14 protein-coding genes are annotated in these 16,757 nt (G+C 70.3%); 7 read left to right on the top strand and 7 right to left on the bottom strand.

The features are described 5' to 3' along the window. Nucleotides 1-159 precede the first annotated feature (159 nt). Together IMZ11_RS00260 and mce are read right to left on the bottom strand one after the other, a co-directional pair. The gene (locus tag IMZ11_RS00260; protein ID WP_061254859.1) at nt 160-1,455 is read right to left on the bottom strand and encodes a DivIVA domain-containing protein; all 1,296 of its coding nucleotides are present in this window, start codon (nt 1,453-1,455) and stop codon (nt 160-162) included. A gap of 188 nt (nt 1,456-1,643) precedes the next feature. Next, nucleotides 1,644-2,066: a methylmalonyl-CoA epimerase gene (gene mce, locus IMZ11_RS00255; protein WP_228636688.1), complete on the bottom strand. Its 423-nt coding sequence runs from the start codon at nt 2,064-2,066 to the stop codon at nt 1,644-1,646. Between the two features lie 154 nt (nt 2,067-2,220). Here mce and IMZ11_RS00250 point away from each other — a divergent pair, with 154 nt between their 5' ends. Together IMZ11_RS00250 and meaB are read left to right on the top strand one after the other, a co-directional pair. Further along, complete coding sequence (locus IMZ11_RS00250; RefSeq protein ID WP_228636687.1) at nt 2,221-3,414, top strand: acetyl-CoA C-acetyltransferase; 1,194 nt, start codon at nt 2,221-2,223, stop codon at nt 3,412-3,414. Nucleotides 3,415-3,582: 168 nt separating this feature from the next. After that, on the top strand, nt 3,583-4,560 hold the full coding sequence (gene meaB, locus IMZ11_RS00245; protein ID WP_061254856.1) for a methylmalonyl Co-A mutase-associated GTPase MeaB: 978 nt from the start codon (nt 3,583-3,585) through the stop codon (nt 4,558-4,560). A gap of 23 nt (nt 4,561-4,583) precedes the next feature. Here meaB and IMZ11_RS00240 read toward each other — a convergent pair whose 3' ends face one another. Then, nucleotides 4,584-5,276, bottom strand: coding sequence for a DUF4230 domain-containing protein (locus IMZ11_RS00240; protein WP_228636686.1), 693 nt, complete (start codon nt 5,274-5,276; stop codon nt 4,584-4,586). A gap of 30 nt (nt 5,277-5,306) precedes the next feature. Then, nucleotides 5,307-6,671, bottom strand: coding sequence for a hypothetical protein (locus IMZ11_RS00235; RefSeq protein ID WP_228636685.1), 1,365 nt, complete (start codon nt 6,669-6,671; stop codon nt 5,307-5,309). Between the two features lie 343 nt (nt 6,672-7,014). On the opposite strand from IMZ11_RS00235, the gene IMZ11_RS00230 reads away from it, so the two are divergent. Then, a complete protein-coding gene (locus tag IMZ11_RS00230) occupies nt 7,015-7,521 on the top strand; it encodes a MarR family winged helix-turn-helix transcriptional regulator (protein ID WP_061255213.1) in 507 nt (168 codons plus the stop codon). Between the two features lie 92 nt (nt 7,522-7,613). Here the strand turns inward: IMZ11_RS00230 and IMZ11_RS00225 are convergent, their stop codons facing one another. Continuing rightward, nucleotides 7,614-9,329, bottom strand: a complete 1,716-nt coding sequence (locus IMZ11_RS00225) for a S8 family serine peptidase (RefSeq protein ID WP_228636684.1) — start codon at nt 9,327-9,329, stop codon at nt 7,614-7,616. A gap of 178 nt (nt 9,330-9,507) precedes the next feature. Here IMZ11_RS00225 and IMZ11_RS00220 point away from each other — a divergent pair, with 178 nt between their 5' ends. The 4 genes from IMZ11_RS00220 to IMZ11_RS00205 all read left to right on the top strand — a co-directional run bounded on the left by IMZ11_RS00220 (nt 9,508) and on the right by IMZ11_RS00205 (nt 14,466). Then, nucleotides 9,508-11,181, top strand: coding sequence for a methylmalonyl-CoA mutase (locus IMZ11_RS00220; RefSeq protein WP_228636683.1), 1,674 nt, complete (start codon nt 9,508-9,510; stop codon nt 11,179-11,181). Between the two features lie 137 nt (nt 11,182-11,318). Continuing rightward, nucleotides 11,319-12,242 carry a tetratricopeptide repeat protein gene (locus tag IMZ11_RS00215; RefSeq protein ID WP_228636682.1) on the top strand — a complete coding sequence of 308 codons (924 nt, stop codon included), beginning with the start codon at nt 11,319-11,321 and terminating at the stop codon, nt 12,240-12,242. Nucleotides 12,243-12,391: 149 nt separating this feature from the next. Continuing rightward, a complete protein-coding gene (locus IMZ11_RS00210) occupies nt 12,392-13,801 on the top strand; it encodes an NAD-dependent malic enzyme (protein WP_061254851.1) in 1,410 nt (469 codons plus the stop codon). Between the two features lie 86 nt (nt 13,802-13,887). Then, nucleotides 13,888-14,466 (top strand): YqgE/AlgH family protein, encoded by a 579-nt coding sequence (locus IMZ11_RS00205; protein WP_061254850.1) that lies wholly within the window; start codon nt 13,888-13,890, stop codon nt 14,464-14,466. A 74-nt stretch (nt 14,467-14,540) separates the two neighbouring features. On the opposite strand, the gene IMZ11_RS00200 is transcribed toward IMZ11_RS00205, so the two are convergent. After that, on the bottom strand, nt 14,541-15,953 hold the full coding sequence (locus IMZ11_RS00200; protein ID WP_228636681.1) for a cellulase family glycosylhydrolase: 1,413 nt from the start codon (nt 15,951-15,953) through the stop codon (nt 14,541-14,543). Between the two features lie 180 nt (nt 15,954-16,133). Beyond that, entirely contained in the window at nt 16,134-16,733 is a 600-nt protein-coding gene (locus IMZ11_RS00195; RefSeq protein WP_228636680.1) for a TetR family transcriptional regulator, read from the bottom strand. Nucleotides 16,734-16,757: the final 24 nt, after the last annotated feature.

Here is a 16,757-nt window from a genome sequence, read left to right as displayed (position 1 = left end):
CTTACGGTGCCGGCCGTCACGCTCGGGGCACGAGCCGACTTCGGGCGCCCCGAGCCCGCGTGAGCGCAGCAAGCACAGCGGGGCCCGGCGGATATGATCCGCCGGGCCCCGCCCGGTGTACCGGTGCAGCCGTCGCCAACTCCCAGAAAGCGCCGGTCGTTACTCCTGCCACCACTCGGCGTCGTCGTCGGCCTTGCTGCTGGTCTCGACGGGCTTGGCGACCGAGACGGGCTTGTCGACGCTGCTCGGCGCGGCCGAAAGCGCGGGCTTGGCCGGAGCGGCCGCGACCGGCGCGGGCTCGGGGTCCATGCCGGGCAGCGGGGCGCCACCGAGCAGCTGACGCAGCTGCGCGAGGTGGCTGGTGATGCTGTCGCGCTGGCGGGTCAGCTCGTCGACCTGGCGCTGCATGGAGGTGCGGGTGCGCTCGGCCTCGTTCTTGGCGTCGGTCACGATCGAATCGGCGCTGGACTTGGCCTCGGCCACGAGCTGGTCGGCGTTCTTCCTCGCGTTGGCGAGCAGCTGCTTGGCGTGGGTGTCGGCCTCGCGCCGGGTCTGCTCGGCCTGCTGGGTCGCCTTGCTGGCCCGCTGCTCGGCGGTGGCGGCGCGCTGCTCCGCCTCGGCGACGAGCTTCTGGGTGTTGGACTGGGCGGTGGCGTGGCGCTCGGCCTCCTGCCGCTCCGCCTCCTCGCGGCGGGACGCGAGCTGGATCTCGAACTCCGCCTCGTCCTGCGCCCGCTTGGCCTCGGACTCCTCCAGCACACGCTGTGCCTGGGCGCGCATCTCGTCCGCCTGGCGCTTGGCGGTGGTGAGCACCTCGTCACGCTCGCGCTTGGTGGACGCGCGAAGCTGGGCCACCTCGCGCTCGGTGGTGGTGCGAAGCTTGGCGATCTCACGCTCGGCGTCCGCGCGCTTCTCCGCGACCTCGTGGTCGGCGGTGGCGCGCACCTTGGCGACCTCCCGCTCGGTGGTCGAGGTGAGCTCGTCCGCCTCCCGCTTGGCGGTCGAGCGGATCTCCTCGGCGTCCCGCTCGGCCGTGCTGCGCATGTCCTCGGCCTCACGCGAGGCGAGGGCGCGCTTCTCGGCGGCCTCGTTCTCGGCGGCGGCGCGCAAGTCGGCGGCGTCGACCTTGGCCGCGGCCTTGATCTCGTTCGCCTCAGACCTGGCGGCCTGGACCAGTTCGGTGGCCTGCTCCTCCGCAAGACGAAGCAACTGCTCAATGCGGGCGCCGAGTCCCGAATAGGTCGGACGCTCCTGCTCCTGCAACTGGCGCTGCGAGTCCGAAAGGTCCCGCTGGAGCGCTCCGACCTGCTCACGGGCCTGACGCAGTTCGGTGTCGAGCGTCTTCAAGTGGTCGTGGACCTGGTGCCGGTCATAGCCCCGGAGCACCACGTCGAATTCCCGAGAAGGGGCGTCTTCAAAGAAATTGTTGAGTTGGGCGTCGATGTCGGACTGCATGAGGCTCGATCCTGGGTTGTCGAGACGGCTACAGGGGCCGGACGGGGGGTTCGGACAGCCGAGGCGGGGAGCCCATCACGGGATCCACGTCCGGTGATAGGCCAGCGTACTCCGGTACTGCCGCCTTGGCGGCCCCCTCCGACTTTATGCGCGACTTGTTACGTATGAACCTTTCTTACGTCCAGGAGTCAATGCCGCGCTGTCTCGACCAGCTCCGTCAGGACTCCTCCCACGTCTTTCGGGTGGAGAAACGCGATTGACGCGCCCATTGAACCGTGCCTCGGACGCTCATCGATGAGTTTTATGCCCTTTGCGGCGATATCCTGCAAGGCTTGCGTGACATCGGCCACGCCATAGCCAATGTGATGCACGCCCTCGCCGCGCTTGGCCAGGAACTTCCCCACGGCGGTGTCCGGGTGAAGGGGCTCAAGCAGCTGCACGTACGAGGCGCCGCTGGGGCCGTCGGTCACGTGCAGCATCGCCTCCTTCACGCCCTGCTCCTCGTTGACCTCCCGGCTCACCACCGTGAGCCCGAACGTCGACTCGTAGAACTCGATCTTCTCTTCGAGGTTGTGGCAGGCGATGCCCACATGATCGATCCTGAGCAGCATGTCTCACTCCGTCCGCGTCACAGTCCGCGCTCCCGCCAGTGCCACCGGCCCGGATTCCGGGCACGGAACATGTGGCCGACCACCATGGCGGTCGCTCGGACACTCCTGGGTATCGTGACATCGTCGCCCCGATCCCGTGATGGAGGCCCCTCCAATGTCCGGTTCCGTGATCGTCGCAGGAGCTCGTACGCCCATCGGGCGGTTGCTCGGCTCGCTCGCCGGCCTGTCCGCAGTCGACCTCGGCGGCCTCGCCATCAAGGCCGCGCTGGAGCGTGCCGGCGTCGCCCCCTCCGAAGTGCAATATGTGATCATGGGGCAGGTGCTCCAAGCGGGCGCCGGCCAGATCCCGTCGCGGCAGGCCGCCGTCAGGGCTGGCGTCCCCATGACCGTCCCGTCCCTGACGATCAACAAGGTGTGCCTCTCGGGGCTGGACGCCATCGCCCTGGCCGACCAGCTCATCCGGGCGGGTGAGTTCGACATCGTGGTCGCGGGCGGCATGGAGTCCATGACCAATGCGCCGCACCTGCTGCCCGGCCTGCGCAAGGGCGTCAAGTACGGCCCGGCCGGCATCGTCGACTCCATGGCCTTCGACGGGCTCACCGACGCCTTCGACCAGATCGCCATGGGCGAGTCGACCGAGCAGCACAACGCCAGGTTCGGCATCACCCGCGAGGCGCAGGACGGGTTCTCCGCCCGCTCCCACCAGCTCGCGGCCCAGGCGACCAAGACCGGCGTCTTCGACGACGAGATCGTGCCCGTCACCCTGCCCTCGCGTAAGGGCAGCGAGCCGATCGTGTTCTCCGCCGACGAGGGCATCCGCGGCGACACCACGGCCGAGACGCTCGCCGGGCTGCGTCCCGCCTTCGTCAAGGACGGGACGATTACGGCGGCATCCGCCTCCCAGATCTCCGACGGAGCCGTCGCCGTCGTCGTCATGTCGCGGGCGAAGGCCGAGGAGCTCGGCCTTGAGTGGCTGGCCGAGATCGGCGCGCACGGAAACGTCGCCGGTCCGGACAACTCCCTCCAGTCCCAGCCGGCCAACGCGATCAAGCACGCCCTGGGCAAGCAGGGACTCACCCCGGACGATCTCGATCTGCTGGAGATCAACGAGGCGTTCGCCCAGGTGGTGCTCCAGTCCGTGAAGGAGCTCGGGGTTCCGCTCGACAAGGTCAACGTCAACGGCGGCGGCATCGCGCTCGGCCACCCGATCGGCGCCTCCGGCGCGCGCATCGTGCTGACGCTGGCCCACGAGCTCAGGCGGCGCGGCGGCGGCGTCGGCGCGGCGGGCCTGTGCGGCGGCGGCGGCCAGGGCGACGCCCTGATCATCCGCGTCCCCTCCCGCGACTGATCAGCCGACCGCTCAGCTGATTACTCGGGTGATTACTCGGCTGATCGCCAGCCGACTGATCGGACCGCGGGGGCACCCGGTCCGCGCGGGCGTCATCGCCCGCGCGGCGGGACCGTACGCGATCAAGCGTCTAGGCTGGACTCCGGGCGACCGAAACGGGAGGTTTCCATGGACGTCGGCGCGCTCGTGGCGGACGCGCGGCGGGGACGGCCCCGCGCGGTCGCCCGGCTGATCACCCTGGTCGAGAACGCGACCGCGGTGCCGGGCGGCGACGATCCGCTGCGCGAGGTGATGGCGGCGTTCGCGACGGAGACGGGCCCCGGTGCCGGGCGCGGGCCGTACGGCGCGCGGGTGATCGGACTGACCGGATCCCCCGGCGTGGGGAAGTCGACCTCGACCGGCATGCTCATCCAGGCGTTCCGCAAGCGGGGCCATCGGGTCGGCGTGCTGGCCGTGGACCCGTCCAGCCCGTTCACGGGCGGCGCGTTGCTCGGCGACCGGGTGCGCATGCAGGAGCACGCGACCGATCCCGAGGTCTTCATCCGGAGCATGGCGAGCCGGGGCCACCTCGGGGGGCTGGCGTGGGCCACCCCCCAGGCCCTCCGCGTGCTGGACGCGGCCGGGTGCGACGTGATCCTGATCGAGACCGTGGGGGTCGGCCAGGCCGAGGTCGACGTGGCGCGGCTCGCCGACACCACGATCGTCCTGCTCGCGCCGGGCATGGGCGACGGCATCCAGGCGGCCAAGGCGGGCATCCTGGAGGTCGCGGACGTGTTCGTGGTCAACAAGGCCGATCGCGACGGCGCCCAGGCGGTGGTCCGCGAGCTGCGGAACATGGTCGGGCTGATCCACGCGCCATGGAAGCCGCCGATCGTCTCCACGGTGGCGTCGAGAGGCGAGGGTGCCGACGAGTTGCTCGCCGCGCTCGACAAGCACGCCGCCTACCTCGACGAGTCGGGGGAGCTCCGCCGCCGCAGGCTGGCCCGCGCGCGGGACGAGATCGAGTCCATCGCGCTCGCCCAGCTGAGGGCGCGGTTCGCGCTGGCGGGCCGCGAGCGGCAGCTCGACCTCCTCGCCGAACGCCTGCTGGCGGCCGAGACCGACCCCTACACCGCCGCAGACGACCTGCTCGCCGCGATCGGCTGACCCCGACGGGGCGTACGAGGGCGTCAGGGCTCGGACGAGTACTGGATCACCACTTTGGTGAAGCCGAGCGACGTCAGCATGCCCTCCAGCATGGCCCGGGTGTTCTGGTCGGCCCGGGCGCGCAGGTCGCTGGAGACGGCCGCGTCGGCGATCTTCTTCTCGGCCAGTACGTAGAGCTCCTGCTGGTTCTGCGGCGAGGACGAGAGGAAGTCCGACACCCGGTCGAGCAGCCCGCGCTGCTGGGCGAACACGTACGACCGCTTGTTGTCCAGGTTGGGCTTCTCCAACTGCGCGCGCGGGAGCCGTACGGTGACGGTCGTGCGGTCGGGCGAGACGGTGATCGCGTCCTTGGTGAGAGAGCCGAAGTCGACGTAGGCGTCGACGTTCCCCGCTCCCACGAACAGGGTCCTGGTCCCCTTGATGGCGTCGGGGAGGAACGCGGCGTCCTTCTCCAGATCGACGACGACCTGGAAGTTGCCGGTGGCGGCCTCGAAACGGCTCAGGTTGTGGATCGACTGCAGCAGCACCGGACCGCTGCGGTCCACGGTCCGCTCGCCGAACGGGTCGAGCCAGGAGAGGGCGAGCCGCGCGCCGACGACGAAGAGCAGTGCGACGAAGAGGAGGCCGGCGAGCCACCGCCAGCCGCGTCGGGAGCGCCGGTTCGCCGGCTCTGCGGGGGGCGGCGACCCCTGGGGGGCTCCGGTCTGGCGGTTCACGGAAGGAATCTTCCCGAGATCGGCCCGATCTCACCTTGGCGGGGCATGTAGTGATTCGCCCGGCGAAGTTTCGTGGTCCGCCGGAGCGTCCGCCGGCGTGGGGGTCTCGTGGCCGTACGGCGGGTTCATGGGATAGCTGGGGGTGGCGGGGGTGTCCCGCCGGACGTCTCCGCCGAAGTACCTGCTCTGCAACCGGCAGGTGGCGAAGTCCGTGTAGAACATCCTCAGCCAGTCCCGGCGCTGGGTCTCGGTCAGGTGGGCGAACCAGGTCGCGGCGCGCCGCTGCTCGGGCAGGGGGCCGGAGGGCAGCGGCTCGTCGCGCAGCCAGGCGATGACGATCGCCCGATACCCGTCGGCGGGGGAGCCGGGGCACGGCCGGGCGAGCCGCTCGACGAACTCGGAGGCCGCGCGGTCCGCGTATCCGGCGTCGAGATCGTCCACGTAGATGGGCACCACGCCCTTGCCGACCTTGTCGGTGTCCGAGCGCGAGCGCTGCTCGACCCGGTTGAACGCCGCGGGGGTGCCGGCCAGGCGGGCCGCGATCGTGGTGAAGGTGCCGCCCAGCTCGCCGAGGCCGCTGCGCATCCCCGGATGCACGCAGACGACGATCGGCCACTCCTGGCAGCTGTAGGCGAGGCTCTCGCTCGCCGCGACCTCCTGCGGCTCGCTCAGCAGCCGCGCCACGCCGGTCCCGGCGGCGAGCAGCGCGACCATGGCCGCGGCCAGCGCGAGCGCCTGCCTGGTGATGAACGCGGCCCAGCCGAGGAGAAGCGCGGCGCTGATGCCCACCAGCCACAGCGCCTGGTCGGTGAACGCGCCCAGAGGCATCAGCCGGAAGGCGTCGTACGGCTCCCGCGCGGCGGGGGCGAGCCGGTCGGCCCACGGCGCGCCCGAGGCGACCCAGGTGAACAGCGCGTACGTACCGAAACCGGCGACCAGCGGCGCGACGGCCACCGGTGCGAGCCAGCCGACGACCCATCCCGCGACCACGTAAAGAGCGAGTCCGGCGGCGCTCATGGCCACCCCGCCGGGGAGCAGGCCGTTGCCCTCCCCGGTCAGCAGGGCGCGCACGGTGAGCACCGTCATGGTGGCGGCGAAGGAGCCCACGACGACCACGAGGATCGCGAGCGGCGGTCGTATCGCCTGCCACGTGGTGAGCGCTCGGCGGCGGCCCGCGCGGCGTCTGCGCGCCGCGACCCACGCGGCGAAGGCCGCGGCGACCGGACCGGTCAGCCGGAGCGACCCGATGACCGCGACCACGATGTTGTCCCAGTCCATGACGCCAGGAATCAGGACGCTCCACGCACAGACGAGCCCGAGCACGAGCAGCACGGCCAGAAGCACGACCGCGCCCTGCTTGAGTTCCTCGCGTGAAACGCCTTCGCGGCTATCCACGACCGGGCGTGGCATGCGGCCACGCCCACGGTCGTGCGCGGCGCTGCTCCAGCGCCGTCGTCTGCTTGTTGCCCATCGACCAAACCCCCCGTGCGGGTGGGCGGTGGCGTCGGACCGCGCCGGTCCCCGTGGCGCTGTCCGCAGGACGTGCGCGCCGTGCCTGCCGACTAGCAGACTTGGCTCGCGTTGCCCTCCGGGTTTGCCGCCGCCTCACCTTTTGACGTGGCAACCATAACGGAGCGTGATGTTTGACGCCGGAGTTCTGGGGTCAAGGAATCAATTTGGTTACACAGCGTACGCAGCGCAATTGGGACTATCGTCGCGCTACCGTATCGCTGTGTTCATCTCGAAGCCGCTCAATCTCCCGTTCGACCCCATCGACAGGGCTGCCGAGAGCTGGCGAGCGAACTTCGGGCCGTCCTCCGCGATGGCCGCCGTCACTTCGATCATGAGAGCTCACCAGATACTCCTGGCGCAACTGGACGCGCTGCTCAAGCCGTACGATTTGACCTTCGCCCGGTACGAAGCGCTGGTTCTGCTCACGTTCAGCAAGGCGGGCTCGCTGCCTCTTTCCAAGATCGGCGAGCGTCTCATGGTGCATCCGACCAGCGTGACCAACACGGTCGACCGGCTGGAGCGCGCCGGGCTGGTGCGCCGCATGCGCAACCCCCGGGACGGGCGCGGCGTGCTCGCCGAGATCACCGACCGTGGCCGCGAGGTCGTACGGCTCGCCACCGCCGACCTGATGGCCGCCGACTTCGGCCTGGCCATGTACGGCGAGGAGGACCTGGGCGAGATGTTCGACCTCCTGCGGACCCTCAGGGTCGCCGCCGGCGATTTCGCCTCCTGAACCGGCGACACCCCGCCGACGGTGTGCCGTCAGCGGGGTGCCGTTCGGTACGTCCGGAGCGTCGGCCGCCGGTTCCGGCCGCCGGTGTCCGGCTAGCGGCCCACGGCGCGCAGGGCGTCGACGATGCCCCTGCCGTAGAAGCCGTTGCCGGCGCCGCCGCCCTCACACGTGTGCGTCGCGGTCACGGTGGAACCGGCCGGCAGGTGCCGCGTGTAGGTGAACGCCGCCGGAGTGGGGCACGGGGTGGGGGTGGCCGTCCCCTTGAGGATCCGCTCCACGGCCGCGGGGTCCATGGTCAGCCCGCCCGGGTGCCGGTGGTCGGGCCTGCCGTACTTGCTGACGATCAGGGCGGCGACGCCCACCGCACGCGGCGAGGCCATCGAGGTGCCCTGAAGGTACTGGTAGTACCCGCAGACGCTGCCGTTGCAGTCCTTCACCACGTAGGGGACCGTCGGCTCGCCGTTCTCGTCGATCTCGCCGTTGGCGACGGCGAGCGACTTCGGGTACGCCGAGAGAGTCGCCTTGGTGATGTCCCGCGTGTTGTCGGACGTGTCGTACACGTCGCCGCCGGGGGAGGCGACGTCGACGAAGCCGTCGCCGTAGTTGGAGTAGTACGCCTTGCGCTTGCTGATGCCGGTCGACGAGACCGAGATCACATGGTCGCCCTCGCCGGGCATCGACTTGCAGCTCGGCGGGATCGTGCGGGAGTAGGGGGCCTGACCGGGCACGCTCACGAAGTCCGGGCTGCTCGTGTCGGTGTTGGTCTTGGTGTAGTCCATCGCCTCGTTGCCCGCGGCGCTGATCAGGGTCACACCCCTGTTGTGCGCGTAGTCGAGGGCCCGCTGGGTGGCGCGGATGATCGTGGCCTGCTCGAGCTGGCTCTCGGGGGAGTCGGCGGGGTTGTCCACGCAGTTGAAGAGCCACGGGTCGACGTAGTAGCTCATGTTGACCACGTCGATGCCGATGTCGCCCGCGTAGGTGAGCGCGTCCACGGTCGGCTGCAGGAAGAAGTAGCCCGAGTCCTGACCCGCCCGGATGTTCACGATCGAGACGTTGGGGGCCACGCCGGAGACGCCCAGCCGGTTGACCGGGGACGCGATCGACGAGGCGACGTGTGTGCCGTGGCCGTCGTCGTCCACGTCCGCCGGGTCGACGCACGAGGCCACCTCGCAGGGACCGTCCACCGTGTCGCCGTTGGCGTCCGTGGGGATGTCGACCGTGAAGTTACGGCTCAGAGCCCTGTTGAAGTTGGGTGCGATGTCCGGGTGGGATCCGTCGACCCCGGTGTCGAGAACGCCGACGAGCACGCGCTTGTCGCCCGTCTCGTACTTGTGCGCCTCGTTGGCGTGGATCTGCTGCATGTCCCACTGCAGATCGCTGAGCGGCTCGGCCTTGGGGTTCTTGCCCCTCTTGACCGGAGTGGCTCCGGCCCTGCCCTCCTTCTCGACGGCCTTGGCCTGGATGGCCTTGGCGGCGCCCGCCTGGACTCTGGCCGCCTTCGGCGCGGTGCCGATGACGCGATTGCGTGCGACACCCTCGATCGCGGAGTTGTCCTTGACGGCGGCGAAGAACCCGCTGTTGGTCGTGGTGACCGTCGCCAGTCCCACCGCGGTGTTGACCTTCACGATGGAACCGCCCGCGGCCTCGATCGCCTTCTGGGCATCGGCCGCGTTGGCGCCCTCCTTGTAAAGGACGACGTACTCGGTCTCCGCGGCCGGTTCGGCCGCGGTGCGCACCGCCTGCGCCGGCGACGCCAGCGTGGCCGCGGCGAGTGCCGCGGCTGCGGCGACGACAATGACGCGCTTCACATCCACCTCCCTGTGGACATCAACCATGCGCGTCTCATATTTCGGTATTGACGTCGTCTGTCATAGATCCGTGGAGTATTGCGACCAAGGTGTGACATTCGCTGACGCGAGTGACCGCAGAGGCGACCCTCTGGCGCGATTTACTAGGACGTCCTAGTATTTTCGCGAGGAGGGGACCATGAACGCGGACGAGATCGAGGCCGGACGGGCCCGCTGGCAGGCGCGGTACGACGCGGCGGTGACACGCGCCCCGTGGCGGGAGCACCGGACGCTGTCCGGGATGGAAGTGGCGCCGGTCTACGGGCCGGACGGCGACGACCCGAGGCTCGAGCGCATCGGCTGGCCGGGGGAGTACCCCTTCACGCGGGGCCTGCACCCGACCGGATATCGCGGGCGGCCCTGGACGATCCGGCAGTTCGCCGGATTCGGCAACGCGCGACAGACCAACGAGCGCTACAAGATGATCCTCGGCGCGGGCGGCGGTGGCCTCTCGGTGGCCTTCGACATGCCGACGCTCATGGGCCGCGACTCCGACGACCCCCGCGCCCTCGGCGAGGTCGGCCACTGCGGCGTGGCCGTCGACTCCGCCCTCGACATGGACGTGCTCTTCGAGGGCATCCCGCTGGGCGACGTGACCACCTCGATGACGATCAGTGGCCCCGCCGTCCCGATCTTCTGCATGTACGTCGTCGCGGCCGAGCGCCAGGGCGTGCCGGCCGGGCGGCTCAACGGGACGCTGCAGACCGACATCTTCAAGGAGTACATCGCCCAGAAGGAGTGGCTGTTCGCCCCGGAGCCGCACCTGCGCCTGATCGGCGACCTGATGGAGTACTGCGCCGCCGAGATCCCCGCGTACAAGCCGCTGTCGGTGTCCGGCTACCACATCAGGGAGGCCGGATCCACGGCCGCGCAGGAGCTGGCCTTCACGCTCGCCGACGGCTTCGGCTACGTCGAGCTCGGCCTCTCGCGTGGCCTCGACGTGGACGTGTTCGCCCCGGGCCTGTCCTTCTTCTTCGACGCGCACATCGACTTCTTCGAGGAGATCGCGAAGTTCCGCGCCGCGCGCCGCATCTGGGCCCGCTGGATGCGCGACGTGTACGGCGCCCGCACGGAGAAGGCCCAGTGGCTGCGGTTCCACACCCAGACGGCAGGGGTCTCGCTGACCGCGCAACAGCCGGACAACAACATCGTCCGCACCGCGGTCGAGGCGCTCGCCGCGGTCCTGGGCGGCACCAACTCGCTGCACACCAACGCGCTCGACGAGGTGCTCGCGCTGCCCTCGGAGAAGGCCGCCGAGATCGCGCTGCGCACCCAGCAGGTGATCATGGAGGAGACCGAGGTCGTCAACGTCGTCGATCCGCTGGGCGGCTCCTGGTACGTGGAGGCGCTCACCGACCGGCTGGAGGCCGAGGCCGAGGCGACATTCACGAAAATTCGCAACATGGGCACCGACGGCACGATGACCTCCGGCATCCTCCGCGGCATCGAGGACGGCTGGTTCATGTCGGAGATCGCCGAGGCCGCCTTCGACTACCAGCGCAAGCTGGAGAAGGGCGACAAGAAGATCGTCGGCGTCAACTGCCACACCTCGACCGTCGAACAGCCGCTGGAGATCCTCCGGATCAGTCACGAGGTCGAGCTGGAGCAGCGCCGCGTCCTCGCCGACCGCCGTGCCGTACGCGACCAGAAGGCCGTGGACGACGCGATCGCCGGTCTCGTCGCCGCCGCCAGGTCGGACCGCAACATGATTCCGCCCATGCTGGACGCCGTACGGGCCGAGGCCACACTGGGCGAGATCTGCGACGCGCTCCGGGCGGAGTGGGGGACCTACTCCGAGCCCGCGCGCTTCTGACCCGCCCGCGTTCCGCGCCCGTTCTGCCCGCGTTCCGCCCGCGTTCCTCAGATGTTCGGCACGCGGGCGGGCCGCCGGACGTGAAGAGGAGGCGCGGTTGGCACGGAACAGCCGCGCGCGTACGGCAGGATTGGAGTATGGCAGCGGACTTCACTCGACCTGGATCGCTCTACGGCGCCGTGGACCTCGGCGCGCGCAAGCAGGCTCTGGAAGCGCAGGCGCGGCGTGAGGCCGCCGCGCAGAACCCGGACGCGGCGGGCGCGAACGTCATCGAGGTCAGCGCGGCGACCTTCACCGCCGACGTCGTCGAGCGCTCGATGAGCGTTCCCGTGATCGTCGAGGCCACCGTGCCGCGGGCCGAGCAGGTCCAGCAGTTCAGCCAGGCCATGGAGAAACTCGCCGCCGAGGCGGGCGGCGCGTGGATCCTGGCCCGGGCGGACGTCGAGGCCAACCCCGAGCTCGCCCAGGCCCTGCGCATGCGGGCCGTGCCGACGGTCTACCTGGCCGTCCAGGGGCAGCTCATGCCCCTGTTCGAGGGGCCGCTGCCCGAGTCGCAGCTGCGCCAGGCGCTCACCCAGGTGTTCGAGCAGCTCGGCGTCGAGCTGGCCGCCGCCGCGCCGGGCGCGGAGGAGCCGGCGGAGCCGCCGATCGACCCCGACCTGGCCGCCGCGGACGAGGCCGTCGAGAAGGGCGACCTGGACGCGGCCGCGGCCGCGTTCGAGCGGCTCCTCGCCCGGCAGCCCGGGAACGAGGAGGCCAGGATCGGACTCGCCGGAGTCGGGCTGGTCCGGCGCACCCAGGGCCTGGACCCGGCCGACGTGCTGGCCCGCGCGGCCGAGCAGTCCGGCGACGTCGGGCTCCAGACCCAGGCGGCCGACCTGGAGATGCTGGCGGGCGACGTGGACGCCGCCTTCGACCGGCTCGTCGGCGTCGTACGGCGCTCCGCCGGGGACGACCGCGACCGGGCCAGGGTCCACCTGCTCGGCCTGTTCGAGGCGCTGCCCTCCGACGATCCCGCCGTGTCGAAGGGCCGCCGCGGCCTGGCGAGCGCGCTGTTCTGATCACGGGTCGCTCCGGAGGAGCAGACCCATCCCGGCGAGCGCTGTAGTGTGTGGACACTGGTGCGTCCCCGGCGCCGTCACAGATCAGAACGGCACGGCCTCCGGAGGCGTGCACGCGCAGACAGCCATGACAACAGGAGCGAATTGACGTGGCCACCGTGCCGAGCGTTTCGTACTCGATCACCGTTCGTCTCGAGGTGCCCGCGGGCGGCAAGGCCGTCAGCCTCCTCACCCACGCGGTGGAGAGCGCCGGTGGTGTGATCACCGCGCTCGACGTGAGCACGGCGGGTCACGAGAAGCTCCGCATCGACGTCACCTGCGCCGCCAGGGACACCGACCACGCGCAGGCGCTCGTCGACGCGCTCGGCTCCGTCGAGGACGTCGCCATCCACAAGGTGTCCGACCGGACCTTCCTCATGCACCTCGGCGGCAAGATCGAGATGCAGTCGAAGGTCCCGCTGCGCAACCGTGACGAGCTCTCCATGGCGTACACGCCGGGTGTGGCGCGGGTCAGCATGGCCATCGCGCGCAACCCCGAGGACGCGCGCCGCCTCACCATCAAGCGCAACTCGGTGGCCGTGGTCACGGACGGGTCGGCCGTCCTCGGCCTCGGCAACATCGGCCCGGCCGCCGCGCTGCCGGTGATGGAGGGCAAGGCGGCGCTGTTCAAACGGTTCGCGGGCATCGACGCCTGGCCGATCTGCCTCGACACCCAGGACGTCGACGAGATCGTGCGCACCGTCCAGGTGATCGCGCCCGGCTTCGGCGGCATCAACCTGGAGGACATCTCCGCGCCGCGCTGCTTCGAGGTCGAGCGGCGGCTGCGCGAACTCCTGGACATCCCGGTCTTCCACGACGATCAGCACGGCACCGCGATCTGCGTGCTCGCCGCGCTGACGAACGCGCTCAAGGTGGTCGGCAAGGACATCTCCGACGTCCGCATCACGCTCGCCGGAGCGGGTGCGGCCGGAACGGCGGTCCTGCGCCTGCTGCTCGCCGGTGGCGCGCGGCACGTGGTGGTCTGCGACTACCTCGGCGCCGTCCACCTGGGCCGGGACGACCTCGACGACTCGCTGCGCTGGATCGCCGAGCACACCAACGCCGAGGGTTACAGCGGCGACCTGCGCGGCGCCGTCAAGGGCGCGGACGTCTTCATCGGCGTGTCCGCCCCCGGCATCCTCGACGGCGACGACATCGCCGCGATGGCGGAGAACGCCGTCGTGTTCGCGCTGGCCAACCCCGAGCCCGAGGTTTCGCCCGACGACGCCAGGGAGCACGCGGCGGTCGTGGCGACCGGCCGCTCCGACTATCCGAACCAGATCAACAACGTGCTGGCCTTCCCCGGCGTGTTCCGCGGTCTGCTCGACGCCCAGGCCAACGTGGTCACCCCGGAGATGCTGCTGGCCGCGGCCAGGGCGCTCGCCGCGGTCGTGACCGACGAGGAGCTCGGCCCCAACTACATCATCCCCAGCGTCTTCCACCCCGACGTCGCGGGCGCGGTCGCGGCCGCCGTACGGGAATCGGCCGGTGGGCGGGCCCGCGGATTCACCGAGGCCTGATCACGTCGCGCGTCGGGTGACCGGGGCGCGAAGTCGATGTCGGGGCGGCGTGCGAGATTCCCGCCTTCTCCCTCATGATGGAGGGTATGGCGGAAGGGATCTACGTCGGTCGGCTGCTCGTCGCGACGCCACTGCTGGAGGACCCCAACTTCCGGCGCAGCGTCGTCCTCGTTCTCGAGCACGACGAGGGCGGCGGCTCGCTCGGCGTCGTGCTCAACCGTCCCAGCGAGATCTCGGTGACGCAGGTGCTGCCCTCGTGGGACGCGCTGGTGACCGGTCCCTCCGTGCTCTTCGAGGGCGGTCCGGTGCAGACCGACAGCGCGCTGGCGCTGGCCGCCGTGCAGAGCGGCGGCGAGCCCCTGGGCTGGCGGCGGCTGCAGTCGGGGCGGTCCGCCGCGTACCGCCTGGGCACGGTCGACCTCGACGCGCCGCCCGAGATCCTCGCGGGGGAGATCTCGCAGATGCGCATCTTCGCGGGCTACGCCGGATGGACCGCCGGCCAGCTCCGGGGCGAGGTCGAGGAAGGCGCCTGGTACGTCGTGGACTCCGAGCCGGAGGACACCTTCCACTCCGACCCGACGACGCTATGGCGCTCGGTGCTGCGCCGTCAGCAGGGCGAGCTGTCCTTCGTGGCGACCTATCCCGACGATCCCGAGCTCAACTGACGGCGGGCGACGCGACGGCGGGGAGCGCGAGAGCGCGCCCGGCCGTCGCGTCGCCGCTTGTCAGGCCGGCCCGGTCAGGCGGCCGTGCAGGTGAGGGACGGCACTCCGTTCGTGCCGTTCCAGGATCCGAGGAACCCGAACGACGTGGCGGCTCCGGCGCCGAGGCCGCCGTTGTAGCTCACGTTATTCGCGGTGACGGCCGACCCGCTCGACGTGATCGTGGCGTTCCAGGACTGCGTCACGGTCTGGCCGTCCGCGTACGTCCACTTCACGGTCCATGCGCTGATCGCGGCGCCGCCCGCGGTCACCTTGACCTCGGCCTGGAAGCCTCCCTGCCACTGCCCGATGACGGAGTACGTCGCGGAGCACGTCTTGGTGCCTCCGGTCGGCGAGGTCGACGGGCTCGGGGAGGACGACGGGCTGGACGAGGGTGACGGGCTGGACGAGGGTGACGGGCTGGGCGAGCTCGACGGGCTGGACGAAGGCGACGGGCTGGGCGAGGCGCCGCTGTAGACGGTGGCCTCCTTCGACGTAGACGCGATGCCGTTGGCGCCGTTGAACAGCCGCTGGCCCCAGGTGGTGAGCTGACCGACGTTGAAGTTCGTCACCTGGTCGAGGTACTCGACGCCGCCGCCGTTGCCGCTCCACGACCAGCCGAGGTAGCCGATGCCGCGGGACTGCGCCTGCGACATGATCGTGTCCTCGTCGGGGTCGCCGTCGGAGTGCATGTTGCCGAACTCGCCGATCACCAGAGGCAGTCCGGCCGTCTGGAACGCCTGGAGGTAGGCGGTGATCTCCGCCGCCGTGTCGAAGACGCCGTACATGTGGATCGAGAAGACCGTGTTCTTCTGCGGGTCGCCGCTGAACACGGTCGCCGCGGTGTCGCGCATGACGAAGCCCCAGTCCTGGCCCCAGTTCGGCGCGTCGACCATGAGCATGTGCTGGAAGCCCGCGGCGCGCATCCTGCTGATCGCGTTGGACGTGGCGCTGGTCCAGCCGGAGGTGTTGTTGTTGCCGTACGGCTCGTTGCCGATGTTGATGACGATGTGGTTCTCCTGGCCGGTCAGGACGCTCTTGAGACCGATCCAGTAGTCGACGGCCTGGTCCAGGGTGTAGGCGCCGCCCTGCTCGCCGTACCCGGTGGTGTCGTGGTTCTCCAGGACGCAGATCAGGCGGTTCTGCTTGCAGAGGGCGATGACGTTGGCCACGTCGCTCGCGGTGTTGGCGGTCCACCGGCCGCCGCTCAGCACCACCCGGACGGTGTTCGCGCCGAGCGACTTGATGTTGGCGAAGGAACTCGTCTGGCTGGAGTACCACGTATGGGCGTGGCTGGTCCCGCGCATGATGAACTGGCTGCCGTTGGCCTCGTAGATCTTGCCGCCGCTCACCCGGAGGCCCACCGCGGCCTGCGCGGGCGCGGTGAAGGAGAGCAGCGAGATCAGCAGGGCGGCCAGCGCGGTGGCCGCGACGGCGAATCGTTTCCTCATGACCCACCTTCGGTCGTGTCCTATGGGAGCGCTCCCAGGACGATAGGCGGGGCTCCTCACGCCGTACAGGAGACCGTGGGGGCGAGAGCCGGTCGGAGCGGCTGACCAGGGAGATCGGGGCGGCCGGGGGATGAACGGTACATTGATCGAATTTCCGGCCGGCCCGCCTCGGAGGAAGTCTCAGCGGTCCCATCCGGGACGCAGGCACCGTTCGGCGATCGCGAGAGTCTGCTCCAGGCGCTCGGCCAGGAGTGAGAGATCGTCCGGGCCGTGTTCGAAGCAGATCCGGCCGAGGGCGGTGAAGACCGAGACCACGAACTGGGTGTGCAGGTCGTCCGGATCGGTGCCGCGACGGCGGGCGACCTCCTCGGCCAGTCGTCGTTCGCTCGTCGCCATGAGGCACATCTGTCCGGCCAGCAGTGTGGGAGTGCTCCCGATGAGCTGCCTGGCCTGGAGGAAGCGCCTCGCCTCCGCGGCGTCGCCCTCGCGCAGGGTGTCCAACATCACACGCATGGCGTTGGAGAGCGCCTGGTGGGGCGACTCGGCGGCGGGCCGGGCGGCGAATTCGGCCAGTAAAATCTCCAGCCCATCCTGGGGGAGGGAGAGTGCGGCCTCTTCCTTGGAGGAGAAGTACCGGAAGAAGGTCCGCGGCGAGACGTCCACCACGGCGGCGACCTGGTCGATCGTCGTTATGTCGTACCCCTGTGTTAGGAACAGGTCGAGGGCCGCGTCGATCAGTGCGATCCGGGTCTTCTGCTTCTTGCGCTCTCGTAGACCCATGGTTGTCATCTTCACGAAACCCTC

Origin of the sequence: Microtetraspora sp. AC03309 (assembly GCF_020826795.1) — a bacterium.
Taxonomy (GTDB): Bacteria; Actinomycetota; Actinomycetes; order Streptosporangiales; family Streptosporangiaceae; genus Microtetraspora; species Microtetraspora glauca.
Note: the sequence above shows the minus strand (reverse complement) of the source record. Positions and strands in the feature narration are given on the sequence as shown.